Origin of the sequence: Flexilinea flocculi, from assembly GCF_001192795.1 — a bacterium.
GTDB lineage: Bacteria > Chloroflexota > Anaerolineae > Anaerolineales > Anaerolineaceae > Flexilinea > Flexilinea flocculi.
The window spans coordinates 109,735-131,785 of sequence record NZ_DF968180.1; the positions used below are offsets into that span (position 1 = coordinate 109,735).

The 22,051-nt window shown below is 41.7% G+C and carries 14 protein-coding genes, 1 tRNA gene and 1 pseudogene; 9 read left to right on the forward strand and 7 right to left on the reverse strand.

Annotated features, from left to right (window positions below; genetic code table 11):
* The first annotated feature begins 672 nt into the window (after positions 1-672).
* Complete coding sequence (asnS, locus tag ATC1_RS02565; protein WP_062278107.1) at positions 673-2,064, forward strand: asparagine--tRNA ligase; 1,392 nt, start codon at positions 673-675, stop codon at positions 2,062-2,064.
* A 130-nt stretch (positions 2,065-2,194) separates the two neighbouring features.
* Here asnS (ATC1_RS02565) and ATC1_RS02570 read toward each other — a convergent pair whose 3' ends face one another.
* The 5 genes from ATC1_RS02570 to ATC1_RS02590 all read right to left on the reverse strand — a co-directional run bounded on the left by ATC1_RS02570 (position 2,195) and on the right by ATC1_RS02590 (position 7,741).
* Entirely contained in the window at positions 2,195-3,178 is a 984-nt protein-coding gene (locus ATC1_RS02570; protein WP_062278109.1) for an ABC transporter permease, read from the reverse strand.
* A gap of 2 nt (positions 3,179-3,180) precedes the next feature.
* On the reverse strand, positions 3,181-4,725 hold the full coding sequence (locus ATC1_RS02575; protein ID WP_062278111.1) for a sugar ABC transporter ATP-binding protein: 1,545 nt from the start codon (positions 4,723-4,725) through the stop codon (positions 3,181-3,183).
* A 37-nt stretch (positions 4,726-4,762) separates the two neighbouring features.
* Complete coding sequence (locus tag ATC1_RS02580) at positions 4,763-5,731, reverse strand: sugar ABC transporter substrate-binding protein (RefSeq protein WP_062278113.1); 969 nt, start codon at positions 5,729-5,731, stop codon at positions 4,763-4,765.
* 50 nt (positions 5,732-5,781) lie between these two features.
* Entirely contained in the window at positions 5,782-6,642 is an 861-nt protein-coding gene (locus ATC1_RS02585; protein ID WP_062278115.1) for an N-acyl homoserine lactonase family protein, read from the reverse strand.
* An 88-nt stretch (positions 6,643-6,730) separates the two neighbouring features.
* The gene (locus ATC1_RS02590; protein WP_062278117.1) at positions 6,731-7,741 is read right to left on the reverse strand and encodes a LacI family DNA-binding transcriptional regulator; all 1,011 of its coding nucleotides are present in this window, start codon (positions 7,739-7,741) and stop codon (positions 6,731-6,733) included.
* A 375-nt stretch (positions 7,742-8,116) separates the two neighbouring features.
* On the opposite strand from ATC1_RS02590, the pseudogene asnS (ATC1_RS02595) reads away from it, so the two are divergent.
* Positions 8,117-8,950, forward strand: a pseudogene (gene asnS / locus ATC1_RS02595) (asparagine--tRNA ligase); the annotation flags it as partial.
* 76 nt (positions 8,951-9,026) lie between these two features.
* On the opposite strand, the gene ATC1_RS02600 reads toward asnS (ATC1_RS02595), so the two are convergent.
* The gene (locus tag ATC1_RS02600) at positions 9,027-10,058 is read right to left on the reverse strand and encodes an NBR1-Ig-like domain-containing protein (protein WP_062278119.1); all 1,032 of its coding nucleotides are present in this window, start codon (positions 10,056-10,058) and stop codon (positions 9,027-9,029) included.
* A 753-nt stretch (positions 10,059-10,811) separates the two neighbouring features.
* Here ATC1_RS02600 and ATC1_RS02605 point away from each other — a divergent pair.
* From ATC1_RS02605 to ATC1_RS02630, 5 genes are all read left to right on the forward strand, one after another.
* Positions 10,812-10,900, forward strand: a tRNA-Ser gene (locus tag ATC1_RS02605).
* Positions 10,901-11,462: 562 nt separating this feature from the next.
* Positions 11,463-12,845 (forward strand): APC family permease, encoded by a 1,383-nt coding sequence (locus ATC1_RS02610; protein WP_062278121.1) that lies wholly within the window; start codon positions 11,463-11,465, stop codon positions 12,843-12,845.
* 335 nt (positions 12,846-13,180) lie between these two features.
* Positions 13,181-14,590, forward strand: coding sequence for a hypothetical protein (locus tag ATC1_RS02620; protein WP_062278125.1), 1,410 nt, complete (start codon positions 13,181-13,183; stop codon positions 14,588-14,590).
* 12 nt (positions 14,591-14,602) lie between these two features.
* Positions 14,603-15,958, forward strand: coding sequence for a cell division protein FtsZ (gene ftsZ / locus ATC1_RS02625; protein ID WP_062278127.1), 1,356 nt, complete (start codon positions 14,603-14,605; stop codon positions 15,956-15,958).
* A gap of 15 nt (positions 15,959-15,973) precedes the next feature.
* Positions 15,974-16,201 carry a hypothetical protein gene (locus ATC1_RS02630; protein ID WP_062278129.1) on the forward strand — a complete coding sequence of 76 codons (228 nt, stop codon included), beginning with the start codon at positions 15,974-15,976 and terminating at the stop codon, positions 16,199-16,201.
* Between the two features lie 491 nt (positions 16,202-16,692).
* Here ATC1_RS02630 and gyrA read toward each other — a convergent pair whose 3' ends face one another.
* Positions 16,693-19,317, reverse strand: coding sequence for a DNA gyrase subunit A (gene gyrA, locus ATC1_RS02635; protein ID WP_082174626.1), 2,625 nt, complete (start codon positions 19,315-19,317; stop codon positions 16,693-16,695).
* Between the two features lie 431 nt (positions 19,318-19,748).
* Here gyrA and ATC1_RS02640 point away from each other — a divergent pair, with 431 nt between their 5' ends.
* Together ATC1_RS02640 and ATC1_RS02645 are read left to right on the forward strand one after the other, a co-directional pair.
* On the forward strand, positions 19,749-20,450 hold the full coding sequence (locus ATC1_RS02640) for a response regulator transcription factor (protein WP_062278131.1): 702 nt from the start codon (positions 19,749-19,751) through the stop codon (positions 20,448-20,450).
* Entirely contained in the window at positions 20,447-21,874 is a 1,428-nt protein-coding gene (locus tag ATC1_RS02645) for a sensor histidine kinase (protein WP_062278133.1), read from the forward strand. Before ATC1_RS02640 ends, ATC1_RS02645 begins: the two co-directional genes overlap by 4 nt.
* Positions 21,875-22,051 lie beyond the last annotated feature (177 nt).

Genomic DNA, 22,051 nt, shown 5'->3' on the forward strand with positions numbered 1-22,051 from the left:
ACCTTGCGCTGTGATTGTGGAATCGGATGAAAAATAATCAATCCTCCGGTTCGTCCTGTAAATGATCAGACGCTGTTTGTTCCCTGAAAGGGAGAAAGCCGCAGCACCTCACACAGAACAAGGCAGTTCTTGCTTTTGATATGTGCTCGCTTTACAGGATTTCTAATAGAAGAAAGGAAGGAAATGATGTTAGCAGCAATCTCAGCAATTTTTTTGGTCCTGCTTGCCACTTTTGTAAATAATTATCACGATTAAGCAGAAGAATCTGTCTCCTCAAAGAGACAGATCCGATTCGTTGCGCAATTTTCTGAGGGCGTCTGATTGATTCAGGCGCCCTTTTTATAACCATACATGATATGAGCGACAAACTGCATGGTGCCATTGCGGACGTCAAACCGCAATGGCACCGTTGACTGTCACACGCTATTTTGTTTTTTATTAGTTTGACTAAAAAATTCGCAATTACCCATCCTCCCCCAATCCCTCCACAGGAAGGGAAAGGGCTTCATGATATAATTCTTTGCGTAAAAGACCGTTTTTACGCCCTGTGTATCAGCATTTCGCTATTAATGGAGCATTCATAATGGCTTCCGCTTTTTATGGAAAAAAGAAAAATTTCATTTCGAAGTGCTGTACAGGCATTGAAAAATCCATGATCAGGAGTCGTGTCAAGTGAAAAGAACTGAAATCAAAGACCTGTTTTTATTTCCGTCCCAATTCGACAGCCAGGAAATCACTGTCTGCGGCTGGGCAAAATCGATCCGGGACCATAAAACGACTGCCTTTATCCATCTCACGGATGGAAGCTGCCATTCTCCGCTGCAGGTGGTCTTCACCAGCGAACTGCAGAATTATGCGGATGTTGCCAGTCAGAATGTGGGCGCCGCGTTTATCGTGAAAGGAACTTTCAAGCTGACACCGGATGCCAAACAGCCGTTTGAGGTCGAGGCGTCCGAGATCACGATTGAAGGATCGTCCTCGCCGGATTATCCGCTGCAGAAGAAGCATCATTCGCTGGAATTTTTGCGGACGATCCCGCATCTGCGGACCCGAACCAATACGCTCAGTGCGACGTTCCGTGTCCGAAGTGTCACAGCTTATGCGATTCACAAATTTTTCAATGAGCATGGCTTTGTATATGCACATACCCCGATTATCACTACCAGCGATTGTGAAGGCGCCGGAGAAATGTTCCGCGTCACCACGCTGGATCCTGTCAAACCGCCGCTGACCGAAAGTGGCGATCCGGATTATTCGAAAGACTTTTTTGGCAAGCCGACCAGCCTGACTGTCTCCGGACAGTTGGAAGCTGAAGTGATGGCATTGACATTTGGCAAGGTCTACACCTTCGGACCGACGTTCCGGGCAGAACAATCCTTCACCGCGCGCCATGCTTCCGAATTCTGGATGATCGAACCGGAAATTGCGTTCGCGGAGCTGCAGGATGACATGGATCTGGCACGCGACATGATCAAATTCGTGCTGCAGTACGTCATGGAACAATGCCCGCAGGAAATGGCATTCTTCAATGACATGTATGACAAAGAGCTGATTCAGCGGATCAATTCCGTGATTGAATCGGACTTTGCAAAAGTCACCTATACCGAAGCGATTGAGATCCTGGAGAAGGTCAAAGACAAATTCCAATATCCGGTCTTCTGGGGAGCCGACCTGCAGACGGAACATGAGCGTTATCTGACCGAACAGGTCTTCAAGAAACCGCTTTTCGTGATCAACTATCCCAAGGAATTGAAAGCCTTCTATATGCGGCTGAATGATGACGGGAAAACCGTCGCTGCGATGGATCTGCTGGTTCCAGCTGTCGGTGAAATCATCGGCGGGTCACAGCGTGAAGAACGCGCGGACGTGCTGGAACAACGCATCCGCGAATGCGGTCTGAATGTGGAAGATTATGAATGGTATCTGGATTTGCGCCGCTTTGGCGGTACGCATCACGCCGGTTTTGGCCTCGGTTTTGAACGGCTGATCATGTACATGACGAGCATGGCGAATATCCGGGATGTGATTCCCTTCCCAAGGACGCCGAATAACGCACTGCTTTAAGCCACGTTTTCAAAAAAGTATTTCTGGCGGGGATATATGTAAGGAAATTTCCCCACAATATCATTAAAACAAAGTAAAAAGGGACTTTTTTGTAGAATTCAATCAAAAAGTCCCTTTTTATCAGAATATTTTATTTATTAGCATAGATTCTTGAGATAGAACTGAGTGCAACTGCACAAACAAGAATCGCACCTTGGAATATGTACTGAACATAGTTTGACATTCCAAAGATTGCAAGACCATTAAAGCCGATATTAATAATAATTACTCCAATTAGTGTACCGAGAATATGAAATTCACCATCTTTTAAAGTAGCAGATCCAAGAAAAATAGCGGCAAATGAGTTCATAAGATAAGAATCGGCGGCAGTGCTGTTTCCACTACCAATAACAGATGAAAGTAAAATACCTGTTATACCTCCACAAACTGAGCTAAAAATGTAAGAAGTAATTTTTATGCTATCCACATTAATTCCTGATAGCTTAGTCGCAACTGAGTTTCCCCCAACCGCCTGAATTCTCTGCCCGAGTTCCGTCCGATTCAGAATTATCCATAAAATAAAAACAATCACGGCCATGTATATGATATTTATCGGAATCTTTCCAAATAAGCGAATTAGTGTCATGTTAAGAAATCCTTTTGGAATTCCGGTTACTATAGGAGAACCGCTTGTGTAGGCATAGTTCAAGCCAAATATTATGCCGCCTGTACCAATGGTTGCAATAACTGATGAGACCCTCAGTTTTGTGACGATAAGCCCATTGATCATCCCACATAAGGCACAAATCGCAATTGTACAAATGATAGCGAACCAGATCGGGAGATTCTGTTTCACCATTAACCCGGTGACAAGCACACCTGAAAAACTCGCAGTAATAGCAACACTCATATCGAAATCGCCGATTATTACAACGGCAGTCAAGCCACAGGCAATAATTATTAAAAGTGAACTTTGATTAAGAACATTTAGCAAGTTTCTTACCGTGGCGAATGCTCTCGGCTTCATAATTGAGAAAAATGTAATCATTATCAATAAAAATACAATGGTACCAAATTTGCCTATAAATCTAAAAAACCTGCGCCTGGATTCATTTTTCGAAATGGATTTATTCATAATTATTGCCTCCCCTGCTCATAAATATATTGTTGTACCGGCTCAGCATAACTCAAATGTAGTATTTCTTCTTTGGATATTGCACAACTTTGTAATTCACCAGTAAATTGACCATTAGCCATAACAATCACTCTATCGCACAATATTGGCAGTTCTTCGACATCCGATGATACGATTAAAAAACTAATTCCTTCTTTGGACATGGAACGAATCAATTTGTATATTTCGGCTCGTGCGCCAACATCAACACCTTGGGTTGGTTCGTCCATTATTATTAGTTTCGGATTGCATTCAAGCCATTTCCCAATAACAACCTTTTGCTGATTACCGCCACTGAGATTGAGTATTGGTGAATTAACTCCGTTCGTCTTTATCATAAATTTGTCAATTGCTTTTGTTGTAATACTGGAACTTTTTTTCATGCTGATAAACGGTAATGACTTAATATTTCTCAAAACACTCAGAGCAGGTAAATTAATGTTGAAATTAAGCGTCTTATTTGTGATTAATCCTTCTTCTCGACGGTTTTCAGGGACAAGCGCAATTCCTCTGATAACAGCATCCTTAGGATGGTTCGGTGTAAATTCTTTTCCATCAAAAATGATTGTGCCTGCTTTCCTCTTACGTGCGCCAAATAATGTCATGATAAGTTCAGTTCTACCAGAACCAACCAGTCCGGCTAGTCCCAAGACCTCACCTTTCTTCAAGCTAAAGCTGACGCCCTTGATTTTATTTTCATCATAAAGGTTTTTTACATCAAGAAGAACTTCACCCTTCTCATAGTTAAAGTTAATATGTTCAAATTCTTCAACTTTTCGGCCTGCAATTGCTGTAATGATTTCAACTTTTGTAAGATTAGCTGTCTTTTCATGAAGTGTCAGCAATCCATCTTTAAACACAGTTATTTCATCACATATCTTAATAACTTCATCTAATCTGTGAGAAACATAGATAACTCCAATTCCGCGTCTGGATAGATCTTGAATAATTGAGAATAACCTCTCAACTTCACTTTCAGATAAAGCTGCTGTTGGCTCATCCATAGCAATTAGTTTAACATCTTTGTATAAAGCCTTTGCAATGGCAACCAACCATTGCTCAGCTACACTGACTTCCTTAATCGGTGTGAATGGTGATTTATTGAATCCAACCTGAACTAGAACTGGAATTATTTTATTTGCAGTAGCCTTCCAATCCAGTAAACCAAACTTTCTTTCTTTTTTCAATCCCAACATGATGTTCTCGATAACGTTAAAATCAGGCACCATATTCAATTCCTGATGAATAAAACTAAGTCCAAGAGAATCTGCAACACCAGGATTTAGGATCTGAACCGGATTTCCATCAATCAAAATCTCACCATAATCAGGTTGATAAACACCAGCAAGAATTTTTATGAGAGTGGACTTACCGGCGCCATTGGCACCGATAAGTCCATGAACTTTGCCTGCAACAATATCCAAGTTAACATTATCCAAAGCTTTTACTCCTGCGAAGGCTTTTGTTAAGCCTTTTATGGATATAGTCATACCTTTATTATTTTCCATAATTGATATCTCCGTTTAGCAGGCAAAAAATAATTAATTACTCAATATTCGCAATTGCTTCTGGATGTTCTTTCATAAATGTGTCTACATTTTCTGAAGTTACGACAATTCCAGGAATTTCTTTGAATCCTTTTTCATAAGCATCGCCCAGCTCGAGCATAAGGACAAATTCGGCAATAGCTGCTTTACCTTCGGCATAACTATCTTGCCAAATTGTTGCGGTCATCCATCCTTCTTTAACGGCTTGAATTGCGTCTGCATTTCCATTCTCACCATAAATATGGACATCTTTGCGATCCATCTGTTTCAATGCTGCCATCGCGCCCAGAGCTGGATCATCCCAGCATCCCCAAATCGCATAATTTGTATCACCTTCAGGTCTGGAAGCGATCCAAGCGTTTGTGTAATCCATTCCATCCTGAATATATCCTGGAATGTCGACTTCATTCTTGGTAAGATTAATTTCGGAGTAGCTTGTAAGAATTTTATCCATTTCTTCTTCGCGTTCACGACAAACCTGGCCTGTATGATAGGTAAGTGCGAGTATGTCACCCTTACCGGTTAAGTCTTCCACCATTTTGTTAACGATTGGAATAGCATGCGGACCGCCCGAACCATTTGCCATCCAAACACCATCACCAAATCCGCCTCCCCAAGTCGCTACAGGAACATTTGCTTCTTTTGCATTGAGAAGACCTGTATTAAGTGATGTCACTGGAAAAACCATGTCAATGATGTAATCAACACCTCTTGTAACAAGGTTTGTAATCGCCGCATTAGCATCATCAACCGAGCCATCGCAATCTGTAACTGTAACAGTCCATCCAAATTCGGCTGCTGCATCGATAACACCCTGGATATAACGGGCATTGTTAGCTTCTGTAGCGGAGATTGATACGATTCCAATATCCTTAGTGTCTGCTGCTGCAGTTTGTTGAATTGAGCTACCCGCAAACGTTACTGCCATAAACATGGCACAAATAAAAATAACAAATACCTTTTTCATTTTTTTATCTCCTTTATTAAATTATTACAGACCGTGACCATGATCAAGATCTACTTAACAAAAATTGACTTATCGCCTTCAGCAAGGGCGATTTCTGCTACATGCAGTCCGTCGTCATACTTTTTTGTCGGAAATTTCGTCCAATTATTTGGTTCGTGCCCAATAATTATTCGATGCATATCGTTATTAGCAATTTTCATCATGTCATCTAAGGATTTTATGAGGTTGTAAGGAGATCCCACTGCAAGTCCGACAGGAACATAGGTTCCGGTGTTATCAATGCCAGTAAGGTTTTCCTGGACATATGCCAAGTCGCCAACATTCTCCCAAATTCCGTCAGGATTATTAATAACAATGATTTGTGATCCAAATGAATGCCCATCATATGCTGGATACAAATCAATATCGGGAAGAACATTTTTGACTTCACCATCAACTAATGTCATACGATTCTCTACAATCAAGTGAAGTGCATCAAAAATATCCTGATTATTAAGAGCCATGTTTGGAAAACGAAATTTCTTTTCACGCGTCATTGCCCAAACCCAACCAAGAATTTCTTTTTCCTGAACGAAGAAATGAGCTTTTGGAAAGGCTTGCATATTGTTAATATGATCGTAATGAGCATGAGAAATTAAAATATAGTCCACATCTTCAGGTTTGATTCCAACTTTTGCCAAAACTTTACTTGGAGGCTGCCAATCTAAAACACCATCACGTTTATGGAGTTTTAGTGTTGCCTCATTTTCTCCATTTGTACCGGTATCTATAAGGATTGTAAGTCCATTACCTTTAAGCAGCATATATGTAAATGCTAATTCGCGGTAGCCCTTATTGTGTTGTCCCGATAAAACACTTCCAATATGCTGTTTCTGAACATGTGCATATTCTAACAACCATATAGAGTACATTTAATTACCACCTTTCAATTTTTTAGAATGATTATTCTATTAAATTTCCAATGAGATGCAAAAATAAATATTATTTCGTCACTAATTGTTATGAAAGTTTCTTGACAGAATCTCTTTCAATTAATGTTGTTGGAACAATAACAATATTTTCTTCAATCTTTTTGTTATTTGCCTGATTTTCAATTGCAGAAAATAATTGATGAGCAGCTATATTGCCGATTTTTCTTTTTTCCTGTCTCATTGTTGTCAAGGCAGGCTGTAAAATCGTCGCCAACTCAATATCATCGTGTCCAACAAAGGAAATATCATCAGGTATTTTTAATCCGGCTTCCAATATTGCTTTATAGCAACCGACTACCATGCTGTCATTCGCAGCAAAAATTGCAGTGATATCAACTTTATTATCAATAAGTTCTTTAGTTTTAATATAGGCGTCATTTTTAAAATAGTTCGTTGAAACAATCCATTCCGGTTCAACTCTCAACCTATAATTTTCCATCGCAGATAAATAACCATTTATACGCTGAATACCTGTATACGTTTCTTTATGACCAGCTATATGAGCAATTTTTTTATGTCCGGAATTAATCAAATACTCTGTAATTGTGTATGCAGATGAAAAGTTATTGCAACCAACTTTCGGACATTTGACTTCATCCATTAATTGCCCAAACATTACAATTGGATATTGCATTGAAACCATAGCAATGCACTCATCAATAACCCTGTTACTCAAGGCTACAATCAATCCATCCACACGACCATTTCTCAATAATGAAAGAGCTTTTCGCTCTGTCATCACATCATAATCTGTATTAAGATAAATGGTCATATAACCATAAACCGATGAAATATCTTCGATTCCTCTAAATACTTCCGGATAAAAGGGATTTACAATGTCAGGAATCGCAACACCGATTGTATAAGTTTTTTGTGAAGCAAGCCCTTTTGCGATCATGTTTGGTTGAAAATTATGATCGTTAACAATTTTTAATATCTTGTCCCTTGTATTCGGATCAACACAATTTTTATTGTTAAGGACTCTTGACACTGTTGCTGTTGAAACTCCAGCAAGTTTTGCTATGTCATTAATTTTCATGTCTCAGTTCCATAATCCAATGTAAAAACAGAAAAATTTGATAAATATGATTTACTATATTACAACTTTTTGAAAATTACAATATGTAAACGCATACATTTCATATGCAATTTATCACTTTTTCAATTTTATAACAACATATTTGAAAATTTAGTAATATTTTCCCTGTTATTTTAATTATAAAAATTACTGGAAAAGAAAAAATGTAATGATAACGGTTTTATACAAGATAATTATCGTTACAAAAATTGGATTCTACGGAATGTGGATTCCGGTTGTTTATATCGGAATATTCAGCCAGAGGGGAAAAAACAAATAATTGCTCAAATGGACTTTAAAAAATGCAATGCTATGGAAGGAAAAATTGGTGTAGTACTTAATATCTCTAATTTTGAGCGTAAAACGTCTTTTTTCGGTAAACCGACCAGCCTGACCGTGTCCGGGCAGTTGGAAGCGGAAGTGATGGCATTGACATTTGGCAAGGTCTACACCTTTGGACCGACGTTCCGGGCAGAACAATCCTTCACCGCGCGCCATGCCTCCGAATTCTGGATGATCGAACCGGAAATTGCGTTTGCGGAACTGCAGGATGACATGGATCTGGCTCGCGACATGATCAAATTTGTGCTGCAGTATGTCATGGAACAATGTCCCCAGGAAATGGCATTCTTCAATGAGATGTACGACAAAGAGCTGATTCAGCGGATCAATTCCGTGATTGAATCGGACTTTGCAAAAGTCACCTATACCGAAGCGATTGAGATCCTGGAGAAGGTCAAAGACAAATTCCAATATCCGGTCTTCTGGGGAGCCGACCTGCAGACGGAACATGAGCGTTATCTGACCGAACAGGTCTTCAAGAAACCGCTTTTCGTGATCAACTATCCCAAGGAATTGAAAGCCTTCTATATGCGGCTGAATGATGACGGGAAAACCGTCGCTGCGATGGATCTGCTGGTTCCAGCTGTCGGTGAAATCATCGGCGGGTCACAGCGTGAAGAACGCGCGGACGTGCTGGAACAACGCATCCGCGAATGCGGTCTGAATGTGGAAGATTATGAATGGTATCTGGATTTGCGCCGCTTCGGCGGAACGCATCACGCCGGTTTTGGCCTCGGTTTTGAACGGCTGATCATGTACATGACGAGCATGGCGAATATCCGGGATGTGATTCCCTTCCCAAGGACGCCGAATAACGCACTGCTTTAAGCCACACGCAACAAGTCCTTCTCTCTGCCGGGGAGAAGGACATTTTTTTTTATTCATCCCAATAGAACAGGAAAAATCAATACGCGACGTTTACTGTTACATCAACACTGCAGGCAATCTCGAAATTCTGCACCACGCCGAAGGTCATGGTGAACCGTCCCGGATAGGAAGGCACGACGGCATCGATCATGACGGAGAGCGGATTGCCGGGCAGGACGTCATAAGGCAGATCGCGGCGTGTCTCCTCTTGCCGTTTGAGCATGTTCGTTCCGCCGACAAATGCAATGTCAAAATCCGCAGCCGTCCAGGTGACGCCGGAATCGTTGCGAACCGTCCAGGCGAAATCCAGCTCCTGACCAGGGGTGAATCGAGTTTCAGCAGGCGGGAAGACGCTGATAATCGAACAATTGCCGCCGGAGGGCAGTCCTGGATAAACCGGAGTGGCAGGATTTTCGGAGCCAACAATGATTTTGACCCAGATGCCCTGATTGACCGTATCGGATGTGCCAAATTTCATTCCGGAGGCGTTCTGCATCATCCAGTTCCCCTGATAAATGCCATTTGCTGCCGGAGCCCGCAGGTCGACACTGATGTCAATTGTTTGATCCGGCGAGACGTATTGCGGTATATTCACGGATGCCGGTCCGGACATCGGATCGCCACTATCAAAAATCAGGCGGTAACCGGGAGACCAGGTGCAACTGCCGGAGTTCTGGATTCGCCATGTTTTTCGAAAAGCCTGATTGGGAGACAGGACTGTATTGTCTTCAATCGTCACATCGGCAATAAACCGCATGCGATCGCAGGCTTTTTGCACCGGTTGGACGTAGCTGATCGTTGGTATGACAACAGAACGGATTGTCGGAATGGCAGTAGGTGCAAGCGTTGGTTGAATCAGGATTGGTCGGGTTGTCGGACTGGCTTGCGGAAGAATTGACACAACGGATGAAGATGTTGCATTGGTTTGACCCATTGCCTCAATTGTTTGTTTCGCCCATTGCTGTATCTGCTGAGCTGAGATAGTGGGGGTTGTTTTGCCAACCGATGTGATGTTGCAGCCGGAGAATAAAATTATGCCGGCAAAAATCCATACGATGCTTTTTTTCATGACGCGCTCCAAAATCCGATTTCTTCATTTTCTATCAGATATATTAAATTTTATCTATTTTCATCTTGCTTTTTTCAACCAAAGCGATTCGAAAGGCGGGTCCAAATTCAGCAATTCGAAATCGGGATAAACTTTTCGGATTATGAAAGAGAGTTTGTTGTTCTTATGGTTTTGCGAAACCGCAAAACCATAAGAACAACTATGAATTCTTTTCATATTTCAAATTACTGGTCCATATTCCGTGTTGCTGCTATATCTGATACGATTTTTGGCATACTTAAGTTTAAAATTTTACAGATGTAATGCGTATTGGTGCAACTCATAGAATTTTCGTGGGAAGAAAGGGAAATCGTATCGGTTTTAAAATTCTATCGTTAAATAAATGGAATTAGTCCCGGATGAAATTTATTCCTGAAAAAATCATGAACTGAAACAGAAACACAGCGATTCGAAAAATTAAAGAATCTTTCGAATCAATCAGGCAAAACTTGTTGATGTGATGATTTTACGCAGAAAGCAAAGCCATCACATCAACAATGATTCCTTCCCATATTTGGAATTACTGAATATTAAGCAGCAGTTCGAAATTCGGAAAAGTCTTTTGAGAAAAAAGAGAAAACTTATTGGTGTGTTGTTTTTGCGCTCATCGCAAAAACAACACACCAATAAATGATTCCTCCCTTAATTCGAATTACTGAGTATTAAGTCATGGCGCGTTTTTTCAAAGATGGTATAATACTCGAAGTTAAAAATGGGGAGGTGCCAGAGTGGTTGAATGGGGCCGCCTGCTAAGTGGTTGTTGGGGTAAAACTCAACCGGGGGTTCGAATCCCCCCTTCCCCGCAAGATAATCCGCTCTAATGAGCGGATTATTTGTTATCGTATCTGTTCTAAAATACGGTGTGTTGACAAATAAAGTGAAACCAAAACGTCCGTTGAAGCAATGAAGACAGGACATGCAAAAAATTGTTGACAATCTGAATGATATTCTGTCAAGCGAGAATACAACGATAGCAATGAATGACACTGACAAACGTCACAAATGGAACACAAATAGATATATGAAACATAAGATTCACAATTTTTTTTGTATCAGTAAATGGAACCTCTTGTTACGCGTAATAATTCAATTTGACTATCCTTGGGTCTTCAGCCATTTAACGAACTGGCATTGCTCATCGAATCAAGGATCTCGTAATCTTGTCATCATAAATCGTATTGAAAGTTTAGTCTTGTAAACCCTAAGCAATTCGAAATAAGGATTCACTTTTCGGATGAAGAGCAACAATGAATTCTTTCCATTATTCGAATTACTGTCATTCGTGGGTTTTCAGGGTAGAATTAGAATTTGGATTAAATCCCCATTATTTTATTTTTTTTCAATTGAAAGGATTATTAAGAAGACATGGAACAGAGAAAATATGGCCTTTTCACAGCAATTTCCATGATCGTCGGTATCGTTATCGGCTCCGGTATTTTTTTCAAGAGCTATAACATTCTTGCTTTAACCGGCGGAAATGTCTCACAAGGTGTATTGGCGTTATGTCTGGCAGCGATCAGTATTGTTTTTGGCTGTCTGGCAATTTCGGAACTTGCCAGCCGTACAGACAGTGCAGGCGGCGTGATCACATATTCAGAAAATTTCTGGAGCAAAAAACTCGCTATTGTTTTCGGCTGGTTCCATATGTGGATCTATTACCCGACTTTAATCGCCATCATCGCATGGATTGCAGGTATTTATATCAACAATCTGTTTGGTTGGAAAAACACGTTGGAACTTCAGGTACTCATCAGCCTCGTTGTGATCCTGTTCTTATATGCAATGAACATGATCTCAGCCAAGCTCGGCGGTGGATTCCAAAGGACTTCCGTTGTCCTGAAAATGATCCCGCTGGTCTTGCTGGCGATTGCAGGACTTATCTGGGGAGATCCTGTCACCACATGGACTGCCCATGCTACCAAAGAGACTTCCGGAACCTGGTTGAAAGCTATACCGGCTGTACTTTTTTCTTTCGACGGATGGATTGTTGCGACTACCATTTGCCATGAAATTAAAGAATCCAAGAAGAATCTGTACCTTGCATTAGTCTTCTCCCCTCTGATCGTACTTGTACTTTACATCATGTATTTTGTCGGTATGAGCGCTTATATGGGCCCGGATCAAATCATTGCCATGGGAGCCAGTGAACACCTGGCAGCTGCCGCCACAAAGCTGGTCGGCAGCCAAATCGGCGCCAAACTGATTATGATCCTGGTGATTATTTCCGTTCTTGGAACCGACAACGGGTTGATCCTGAGCAATATTCGTCTGCCTTACTCACTGGCGATTCGAAAAATGATGCCCTCCTCTGACAAATACACTACCGTTGACAAGGTTCACGGTGTGCCGATGCGTTCCGGTTATTTTTCACTGTTTGTCGCTTTATTCTGGGTGGTAATGCACTACATCACACAGAAATTCATCTGGAAAGACGGTCTGCATGACATTTCCGAAATCGCCATGGTTGTCAATTACATCCTGATCATCTTCCTGTATCTTGCTGTAATCAAACTTGCCATAAAAGGAGAAGTCAAAGGTGTTGTACGCGGATGGATCATCCCCATTCTGGCTATTGTCGGTGCGCTGATTATCGTCAACTCAGGCTTCCAGAATGAACTTTTCGGAATTTTCCTGGTGATCTGTCTGGTAGTTGTGGGAATTGCCTATCTATTTGCTGTGAAACATCCTGAAATCGATAAAGTAGATCTAAAAAGTTTTGAATCAACTGAATTCGGTAAAGATGTCTGATCGTTGTCTTTTCCTTTGATAAAAAAAACTGTTGCCAATCGGCAACAGTTTTTTTTATGTTTCCTTAATTCTCCAATGTTTAGGGCTGGAAATACTTCTCGATTGATTCGGAAAACGAGTCTACATTGGTATAGACTGTCCCGACATCAAACAGATGACATTTTGAAAAATACAAGCTTTAAGATTTCGGGCTTCATGATCAAATTGGCACCATTCTTGCAACAATATGAATATAATTTATGGCTGCTCCGAAGACAGATCAGGAAGCACAGAACAGATCTGACTGAGCAACCCAATACTGTAGAAAGATTTATAAAGAAAAGAGAAAATCTTCCATGATAAATCAGACAAAACAGCTTGGATTTCATTATTATAGTGATACTGATCATTATGATGAAGCCAGTTTGGATTACTGGCTGCCGAAGCTGTTAGCTGTCGGCACCCGCTGGCTGGTGCTCTCCATCATCGAAAGAGCAGAAATCCCCGAGAATTTTCTGAAACGAGTGACTGCGGCTGGAATTGAACCGATTATCTGCCCACAATTTTCTATCAGTAATCCCCCACAGGTGGACATTTTTCGGGAGAGAATGTCTTATTATCGAAAAAATGGCGTCCATCTCGTCCAACTTTACAATTATCCAAACATGAAGAGCGCCTGGACACCGGATGAATGGAAGAAACAGAAACTGGTGGAACGATTTATTGAGTTATTTTCCAGATATGCACAAATATGTATTGAACAGAAAATCATCCCCATTTTTCCACTACTTCAGCCAGGTGGCGATTATTGGGATATTTCATTTTTAAAAGAATCGCTTCATGTTCTGCAGCAAAAAAAATATGAATCCATACTGTCAAATCTGATATTTTCCGCAGACGCCGGTTTTCAGGAACATGCGTTGGATTGGGGGAAAGGTGGTCCGGAAGCATATCATCCTGTTTATGCTTATCAGACTGGGCAGATTGATCATCGTGGTTTTCATATTTTCGAATGGTATCAAGCGATACTGCATCAATCTTTAAAAAAATATGCTCCGATGATTCTCTTTCAAACCGGTCGTTGGTCACCCAATACCGGTCCATTTGATTTATCACCCAAACAAGCCAAGCAGCAATTATTAAAAATCTTAGCGTTACTACAGGAACAGGCTGTAAAAGTCTTACCGCAGGAAAATCCGGAAATACCACCATATATCATTTCATGCAATCTTTATAAGCTGCCATCTGAATTTCTGACAAATCTCAAAACAGAACAAGAATCCAGGAAATTCCTGAAAGATGTGCTATTACACAAAAAGGTTTCAAACGCAAGCCGCAGTCTGGATCCCACCGTTTCGGTTTCCAAATCTGTTTCCTCTGAAATCGGTTCTGTTATCTGCAGTATTATCGCAGCGATTACACCTTACCTGTGCGGAGCAGGAAAACAATTTGTGATTCTGGTCGTTGAAAATTTTGTTAAAATTGTTCGATCTCTGATTTCAATCTTTCTGCGAGGGGAAAGCTATTCATCCTACTTTTTGATTCCGGATGCTGAATCACTGCTGACCGAGGGACAGAGAGAAATTATCCGCCAATATATTAATAAAACAAACTGCAAATCCGGAAAAAATTTGTATGAAGCGTTATCTTCATCGAAAGTGATCCTGTTGAATGACAGTTCACTTTATCCAAGAAATGTTATAAAACAGCTTCGATATAACAACTGTCAAATTCAGACTTTATCCGAATCAAATTACGGAAATTAGCGAGGTACTCCTATGAAAAACTCATTAACACAAAAAATCGGTGATGAAATTGTCTACAATAAACCTGTAATTAAAGTGATTGGTTTGGGAGGTGGGGGCGGCAACGCTGTGAGCCGAATGATCTCAAGAAATTTCACAGAGGTTGATTTTATCGCAGCCAATACAGATTCTCAGGCTTTAAAGTCAAATAGCGCTCCGACAAAATTGCTCATCGGTCCGGGAATTACCCGAGGAATGGGTTGCGGTGGAAATCCGGAAATCGGAGAATTAGCAGCGCTGGAGAGCGAATCGCTAATCCGTGAGGCGTTGCAGGGAGCGGATATCGTTTTTCTGACAGCCGGCATGGGCGGCGGTACCGGATCCGGTGCTATCGGCGTTGCGGCAAAAATCGCCAAAGATCTGGGGGCAGTTACCATTTCGGTAGTCAACACTCCCTTTTCATTTGAATCCGGGAAACGGATTACCAATGCGCGCACCTATCTGAATAAATTAGCTGCTCACTCTGATACATTGATTGCGATTCCCAATGATCAATTATTGAAAATTGTCCCGCGAGATCTCTCGTTAAAAGAATCTTTTGAAATTGCCGATGATGTGCTACGACAGGGTGTTCTTGGCATCAGCCAGTTACTGACCGGTGTCGGCGAAATTAATGTCGATTTTTCTCATATCCGCAATATGATGATGAATGGCGGCGGATCCCTGCTGACAATCGGATATGGAAAAGGTCCCAACAAGGTTTCCATGGCAATGTATCAGGCATTAAATCATCCGCTGTTGGAGCATCTGCCGATTGAAAATGCGACCGGTATGATCGTAAACTTTACAGGTGATGAAAACCTTTCATTCCGCGAAGTTGTTGAAGGAATGGGCTATTTACAGCAACTTTCCAACCATCAGGCTGAAATTATTCCGGGACAGATCGTTGATAATCGGCTGCAAGATGAAGTAGAAATTATTCTGATTGTCACCGGAATGGCTTCCACACCGCTGGAATCGTTGAACACGAAACCGGAAGTTAAAAAGAATTCTTTGGAAAGAGAAAAAACGTCACCCAAAACGTTCTACTCGAACGTGGCGATTCCTGATTCGATCAGTCACGGGGAGGAGACAAAAGTACTGGAAACAGTCCTTTCATCGACAGAGCCCATGCGATCAATGCAATCGATTGATGGACCGATCATTCCGACCCCTAATACAGAGAAAAAAGAATTCTCTGCATCCGCAGAAGCCGCATTTGAAACATTTATGTCTCCGCTGGGATTAAGCGGCTATACCCCCGCTTCCATCACGAAAAACGTCGAAAATTCTGACACTGATAAAATTCAGGATTTGGATATCCCGACGTTTATTCGGCGGAAAATGTAATATTGAGGTCCTTGCATGGCAGCGTTTTCAAAACAAAAAGTTCAATCCGTAAATCAGACTATCTGTCAGGAATATCCGGATTTTAAGAATATATATCCGAAGGTTACTGAGACATCAGATGGAAATGCTGTGTTGGTTTATGAGAAAAAAGAAAAAACAGCGGATGGAATACCCATCAAATTGGTGCTGCGGGTGACTGTCGATGCAAATGGGAGAATTTTAAAAGTTTCGACATCAAGATAAAATCAGTATCCATCCTTCTTCGATGGGTAAGGCAATTTTTTCGTTAATAAATCATAACCACCGGTTTAACCGGTGGTTTGTTTGTTCCTATAAGGGTACGCGAACCTGTTTCGCATGATAGCGCCCGAAGTCGTCAATAACCGCGCTATTCCTTCACCTTTCGCTAAGCGGTTTGATTTTTTCCTTCTTTTGTTGCTTGTATGTGATGTGATTCCCAGTCTGTGTTGATTATTGCATAGGAGGTTCTCCTTTTGGGCGAAATATTCTTTTCTCCTCCTTCATAACAGAGTGTTTTTTGATACTTTAAGATTGCTTTGTCGGGCTTAAGCCTTCCTTACAATGACAAATTGCCATGCAAGCCTTACCGTGGTAAATCCTGTCGGTGCACTTTATACAAGGGCGGACTTTTATCATTGCGAGCTCTGCAGGGCGTGGCAATCCTCTGTCGCATGAGAATAATAAAAAAGCGGGCTGTTTAACAGCCCGCTTTTTTATTCGTCGTTATCAGAATCTTCCGGAAGGATTTCCTCATTTTCATCCGATTCTGGAATTTCCTCCGATTCTTCAGCTTCGTCCAATTCCTCATCAAGATCGTCAACTTCTTCAAAGGCGTCAGCAGCCATGTCCTCCTGAGTTTCCGGCGGGAGTACATTTTCAGGAACCACATCATCCAGAATTAAATCTGCATCATTACTGGTCACAGCCGCTACAGTCGCTCCTTCAGTCAAGCGTACCAGTCGAACGCCGCGAGCCGTCCTTCCTTTAACCGGAATGGTAGTACCTTTCAAACGTACCACATTTCCCAAAGAGGTGATGAAAGTCACATCATAATTCTCACGTAAGACACAAGCTGCGATCACCTTTCCAGTGATAGACAGTGCACGTTTGTTTGTAATCATCACGCCGCTTGTGGCACGGCCATGTGTCGGGATCATTTGGACAGGGGTGCGTTTTCCAATGCCTTTTTCTCCGACTACCAGCAGAAAATCCTGTTCCGCTGCAACGTCGACCGAAGCCAGACGATCATCCGCTGCAATCTTCATTCCGCGAACACCCGAAGCTGTTCTGCCCATTGAACGAACGATTGTCTCAGAAAAACGCAGTCCTTTTCCATTTTCCGTTGCCATAATAATAAATAGCTTTCCATTGGTTTGGAGAACCCATTTTAATTCGTCATCTTCTTCCAGACGAATCGCTTTAATGCCATTCGTGCGGACATTGGAATATTCTTTCAGCGGAGTGCGTTTAATTTTTCCATTTGCTGTGACCATGACAAGGTAATTCCTGGGATTGAAATCGGAAACAGCAATTAATTCAGTCACTTTCTCCTCAGGTTCCAGACTGATTACATTGATCACTGGAGTTCCTTTATCCGTACGCTCCCCTTTAAGGATACGGAAGACTTTTTCCGTATAAACTTTTCCCTTATTCGTGAAGAAAAGAACCGTATCATGGGTATTTGCAAAGACCAGTTTGGAAAGTTGATCTTCTTCTTTTAATCCATGACCGGCTACTCCGACAGCGCCGCGGTTATAAGTCCGATAGACATTTGCATTGACTCGTTTAATATATCCGCGTTCGGTGAGTGTGATAAAAACCGACTGATCATCGACCAGATCACTGTCCGACAAATGTTCTACAGCATCCGCTTCAACGGATGTTCTGCGGTCATCGCCATATTTTTCTGTCAATTCCGCTGTTTCCCGTTTCACCGTTTCAAGCTGCTGCTTCGGATCGGCAAGCAGATTTTCTAAGTAGTTGATGCGAGCTGTTATTTCCTTCTGTTCATCCTCAATTTTCATCTGCTCAAGAGCGGCAAGTCTGCGGAATTGCATATCCAGAATTGCCTGTGCCTGTAAATCAGAAAGATTAAACCGGGTCATTAACCCATTTTTGGCTGTTTCGATATCGCGGGAAGCCCGAATTAATGCAATCACTTCATCGACATTAGCGAGAGCAATCAGCAAACCTTCCAAAATATGTGCACGAGCTTTTGCCTTTTCCAATTCAAAGTGCGACCTGCGTTGGATGACCGTCAGGCGATGTTCGATAAAAATCTGCAGCGCTTTTTTCAAAGAAAGCGTACGCGGCTGGTTTTCCACTAATGCCAGCATCTGGACACCAAAGGTAGATTGCAGCATGGTGTGTTTATACAGCAGGTTTAATACTTGTTTGGGTTGACCATTTTTCTTGAGTTCGATAACAATGCGCATTCCCGTACGATCAGATTCATCGCGCAGATCTGATATCATATCCAGCTTGCCTTCACGTACCAGTTCAGCGATTCGTTCGATAAGCGTAGTTTTGTTGATCTGGTAAGGAATTTCTGTGATAATAATGTCATACCGTCCGGGACGGTTTTCTTCAATTTCCGTGCGTCCGCGCACTACAATACGTCCACGTCCTGTGGAATACGCTTGCATGATTCCTTCTCTTCCAAGAATCACACCGCCAGTCGGAAAATCCGGTCCCTGCACAAAACGCATCAAATCTTCCACGGAGATATTTTCAATATCATCATAATTGTCGATAATATAAATCATCGCTGCGGAAATTTCCCGCAGGTTATGCGGGGGAATATTGGTTGCCATTCCGACGGCGATTCCGGCTGATCCGTTCAGCAGGAGATTTGGCAGTTTTGATGGAAGGACAAGCGGTTCTTTCAGTGTTCCATCAAAATTGTCACTGAAATCAACCGTATCTTTGTCAATATCAGCCAATAATTCATCTGTAATCGCGGCAATTCGCGCTTCAGTGTAACGCATAGCTGCCGGTGAATCGCCATCGATGGAACCAAAGTTACCCTGCCCATCAACCAGCGGATATCGCATAGAAAAATCTTGTGACATACGAGCCATCGCATCATAAATCGATGAGTCGCCATGCGGATGATATTTTCCCAGAACTTCACCAACAATACGGGCTGATTTTTTGTGCGGACCGTTGGACCGGATACCCATGTCCTGCATTGCGAAAAGAATTCTGCGGTGAACTGGTTTAAGACCATCGCGTGCATCTGGTAATGCCCGTGATACAATTACACTCATTGCGTAATCCAGATACGCAACGCGCATTTGCTGATCGATATCCACCGAATTTACTGCATCATTTCCCATATTTTTTTGCCTTTTACCTCAAATTTAACATGCTAATTATACCATCCATGTCCTCTCTGCACGGTCTGGCCGGCGGTTTTCGTGCAGTCATTCGAAATAAGAGCGGGATTCTTCGTTATTATTTTGCAGCAGCTAAATATTCTGACGGCTTATTAATAAAGAAAATGAATTACCCCCCAATACCGTGATACATCCAGCTGATTTCAACAACAGGCAGATCATTGAACAGGACAGCCTTAAGGTGGATTTAATCATCAGGAGGATATCCCTTCTTGACACACATTTTCAAAACAGGTATATAAAATAAATGAGGACAGTAATTTGAAAAATGAAAAGAACATCAAATCTTCTTTCTTCAAAGAGTTAATCCATATTTCGAATAGCTGAAAAAAGAAGATTCGAATATTAATCGAAATGGAGTAGGATAAGGAATGGCAAATAAAATCTTGATTGTTGATGATGATGTCTTGCTCCGAAGGAGTTTGGCTTTCAATTTAGAAAAAAGCGGGTTCCAATCCAATACTGCGGAAAGTGCAGAGGATGCGCTCGCAATCATCCAAATCGATCAACCTGATTTGATTCTTTTAGATATTGGTTTACCTGGTATGGATGGTCTCGATGCCATTTCCAGCATTCACCAGATTAAAAATATTCCGATAATTTTTTTGACTGCCCGGCGCAGCGGCAGCGATCAGATCATGGGATTAAATGCCGGAGCCGATGATTATATTTCCAAACCGTTTGATTTTGATGTGTTATTGGCTCGCGTGAAGGCAGTCCTGCGCAGGAAAGAAACAGCCGCACCGCCGCAACCAGAAGGAATTATCCAGGCAGGTAATCTGAGAATTGATTTTTCTCAGCATCAGGCAAGTATTGAGAATCGTCCACTGGAGTTATCGCCGAAAGAATTCGATCTGCTGACTGCTTTTGTGTTGGACGCGGATCGCGTGATCAGCACCGATAACCTGTTGAAACGCGTATGGGGTGCAGAATATATTGGAGAAACGCAGGTTTTATATGTACATATTCGCTGGCTGCGTGAAAAAGTAGAAAAGGATCCGGACCATCCGGAACGTATTGTAACTGTACGAAGTATCGGCTATAAGTTTGTTTCAAATCCTGGTTCAGAATGAAAAATCTAAAATTGCAGTTTATTCTCAGTCATATTCTTCCGGTCATCATCACCATCCCATTGATAGGTGTCGCGCTCTCGTATGCGATGGAGACAAGTTTTATCTTAAAAGATATGAAAAAGACAATCGAATATCAGGCGCAACTAATCAAGGGATACGCAGAGGGAAATCCGGATATCTGGAAAGATCATGAATCTGCAAATAATCTGATCCAGGAAATTCGCCCGCAACTGGTATCCGGAATTGTTCTGTTTGATCAAACATGGCAATGGATCGCTTCCTCAGACAACAAACCCATAACGCTGGATCTGAATTCGGACTTTTCGTTGCTGGTTTCACAGTTGCAGCAAAAGTCTTTTGAACCGTTTATGAAAGTCAATCCTTATCAACCGTTTAAAAAATCAGGGGATATCATCGAAATGATGGTTCCTGTCAGTAACGATAAGGATGAATTACTGGGGGTCATTCGTTTAAATCTACCCATCAATTATTTTGAAAATCAACTAAAACAAACTTCTACCAGAATTGTCATTATCCTGATCTGTGGAATACTTCTGGGGATCATCATAGGACTCTTTAACGCCATTCGTCTGGAAGAACAGCTCAATCGTACAACCAATGCCATCTATGATTTATCAGGCGGCAGTAAAAATAAACCGCTGCCAGAGACAGGACCGGCCGAAATTCGGAAATTATCAGCAGCCTTTAATAAATTGTCGCAGAAGCTTGAAACTTCAGAACAAACCAGAACCAAATTAATTTCCTATCTGACGCATGAACTGGGACGACCGTTAGGCGCTCTGGCATCTGCGGTTGATTCGTTGAATTTAGGCGCTATACAGGATGAAAATCTGACGAAAGACCTGACCAGCGGAATGAAAATGGAAATTAAAAGATTAGAACTGCTTGTAGGCGATCTGTCTATTCTGAGATCCGAATCCGATCCGCTGAATCAGTATTTCATGAAACCTGTTCCATTGGCCGAGTGGTTAATGAATTTTTCCACCTATTGGACAAAATATGCTCAAAATAATCAGGTCAATCTCATTCATGAAATTCCAGATCAATTGCCGACCGTTTTGATCGATGAAAACCGATTTCACCAGGCTGTCGGAAATATCTTGAGCAATGCCATTAAATACTCATCGAAAGGGGGGGACGTAATCCTTTCTGCATCTGCTAAACCGGAAGAAATTCAAATTTCCGTACAGGATTTTGGCCCGGGAATTTCGCAAGACGATCTGCCGCATATATTTGAACCTTTTTACCGTGGATCGGAAAAAAAGCGATTTATACAAGGAATGGGACTGGGGCTCAATATTGCGCAGGAAATTGTTGAAGCACATCATGGAACGATCAGCGTGGAAAGCATCAAAGGGAAAGGGAGTACGTTCACCATTCATTTGCCTCTGCAATCTGTATAAAATCAACTGCAGGACATCATTTCAAATTTCGAATTACTGGGATGAAATCTGTCATTGCAAGGAGAGCATCAGCACAACGAAGCAATGACAGGTATATCTTTGAATCATTCATTATCTGAATATTTAGCACGAATTCTAAAATCATAAGAACAACAATTAATTCTTTTAATATATCGA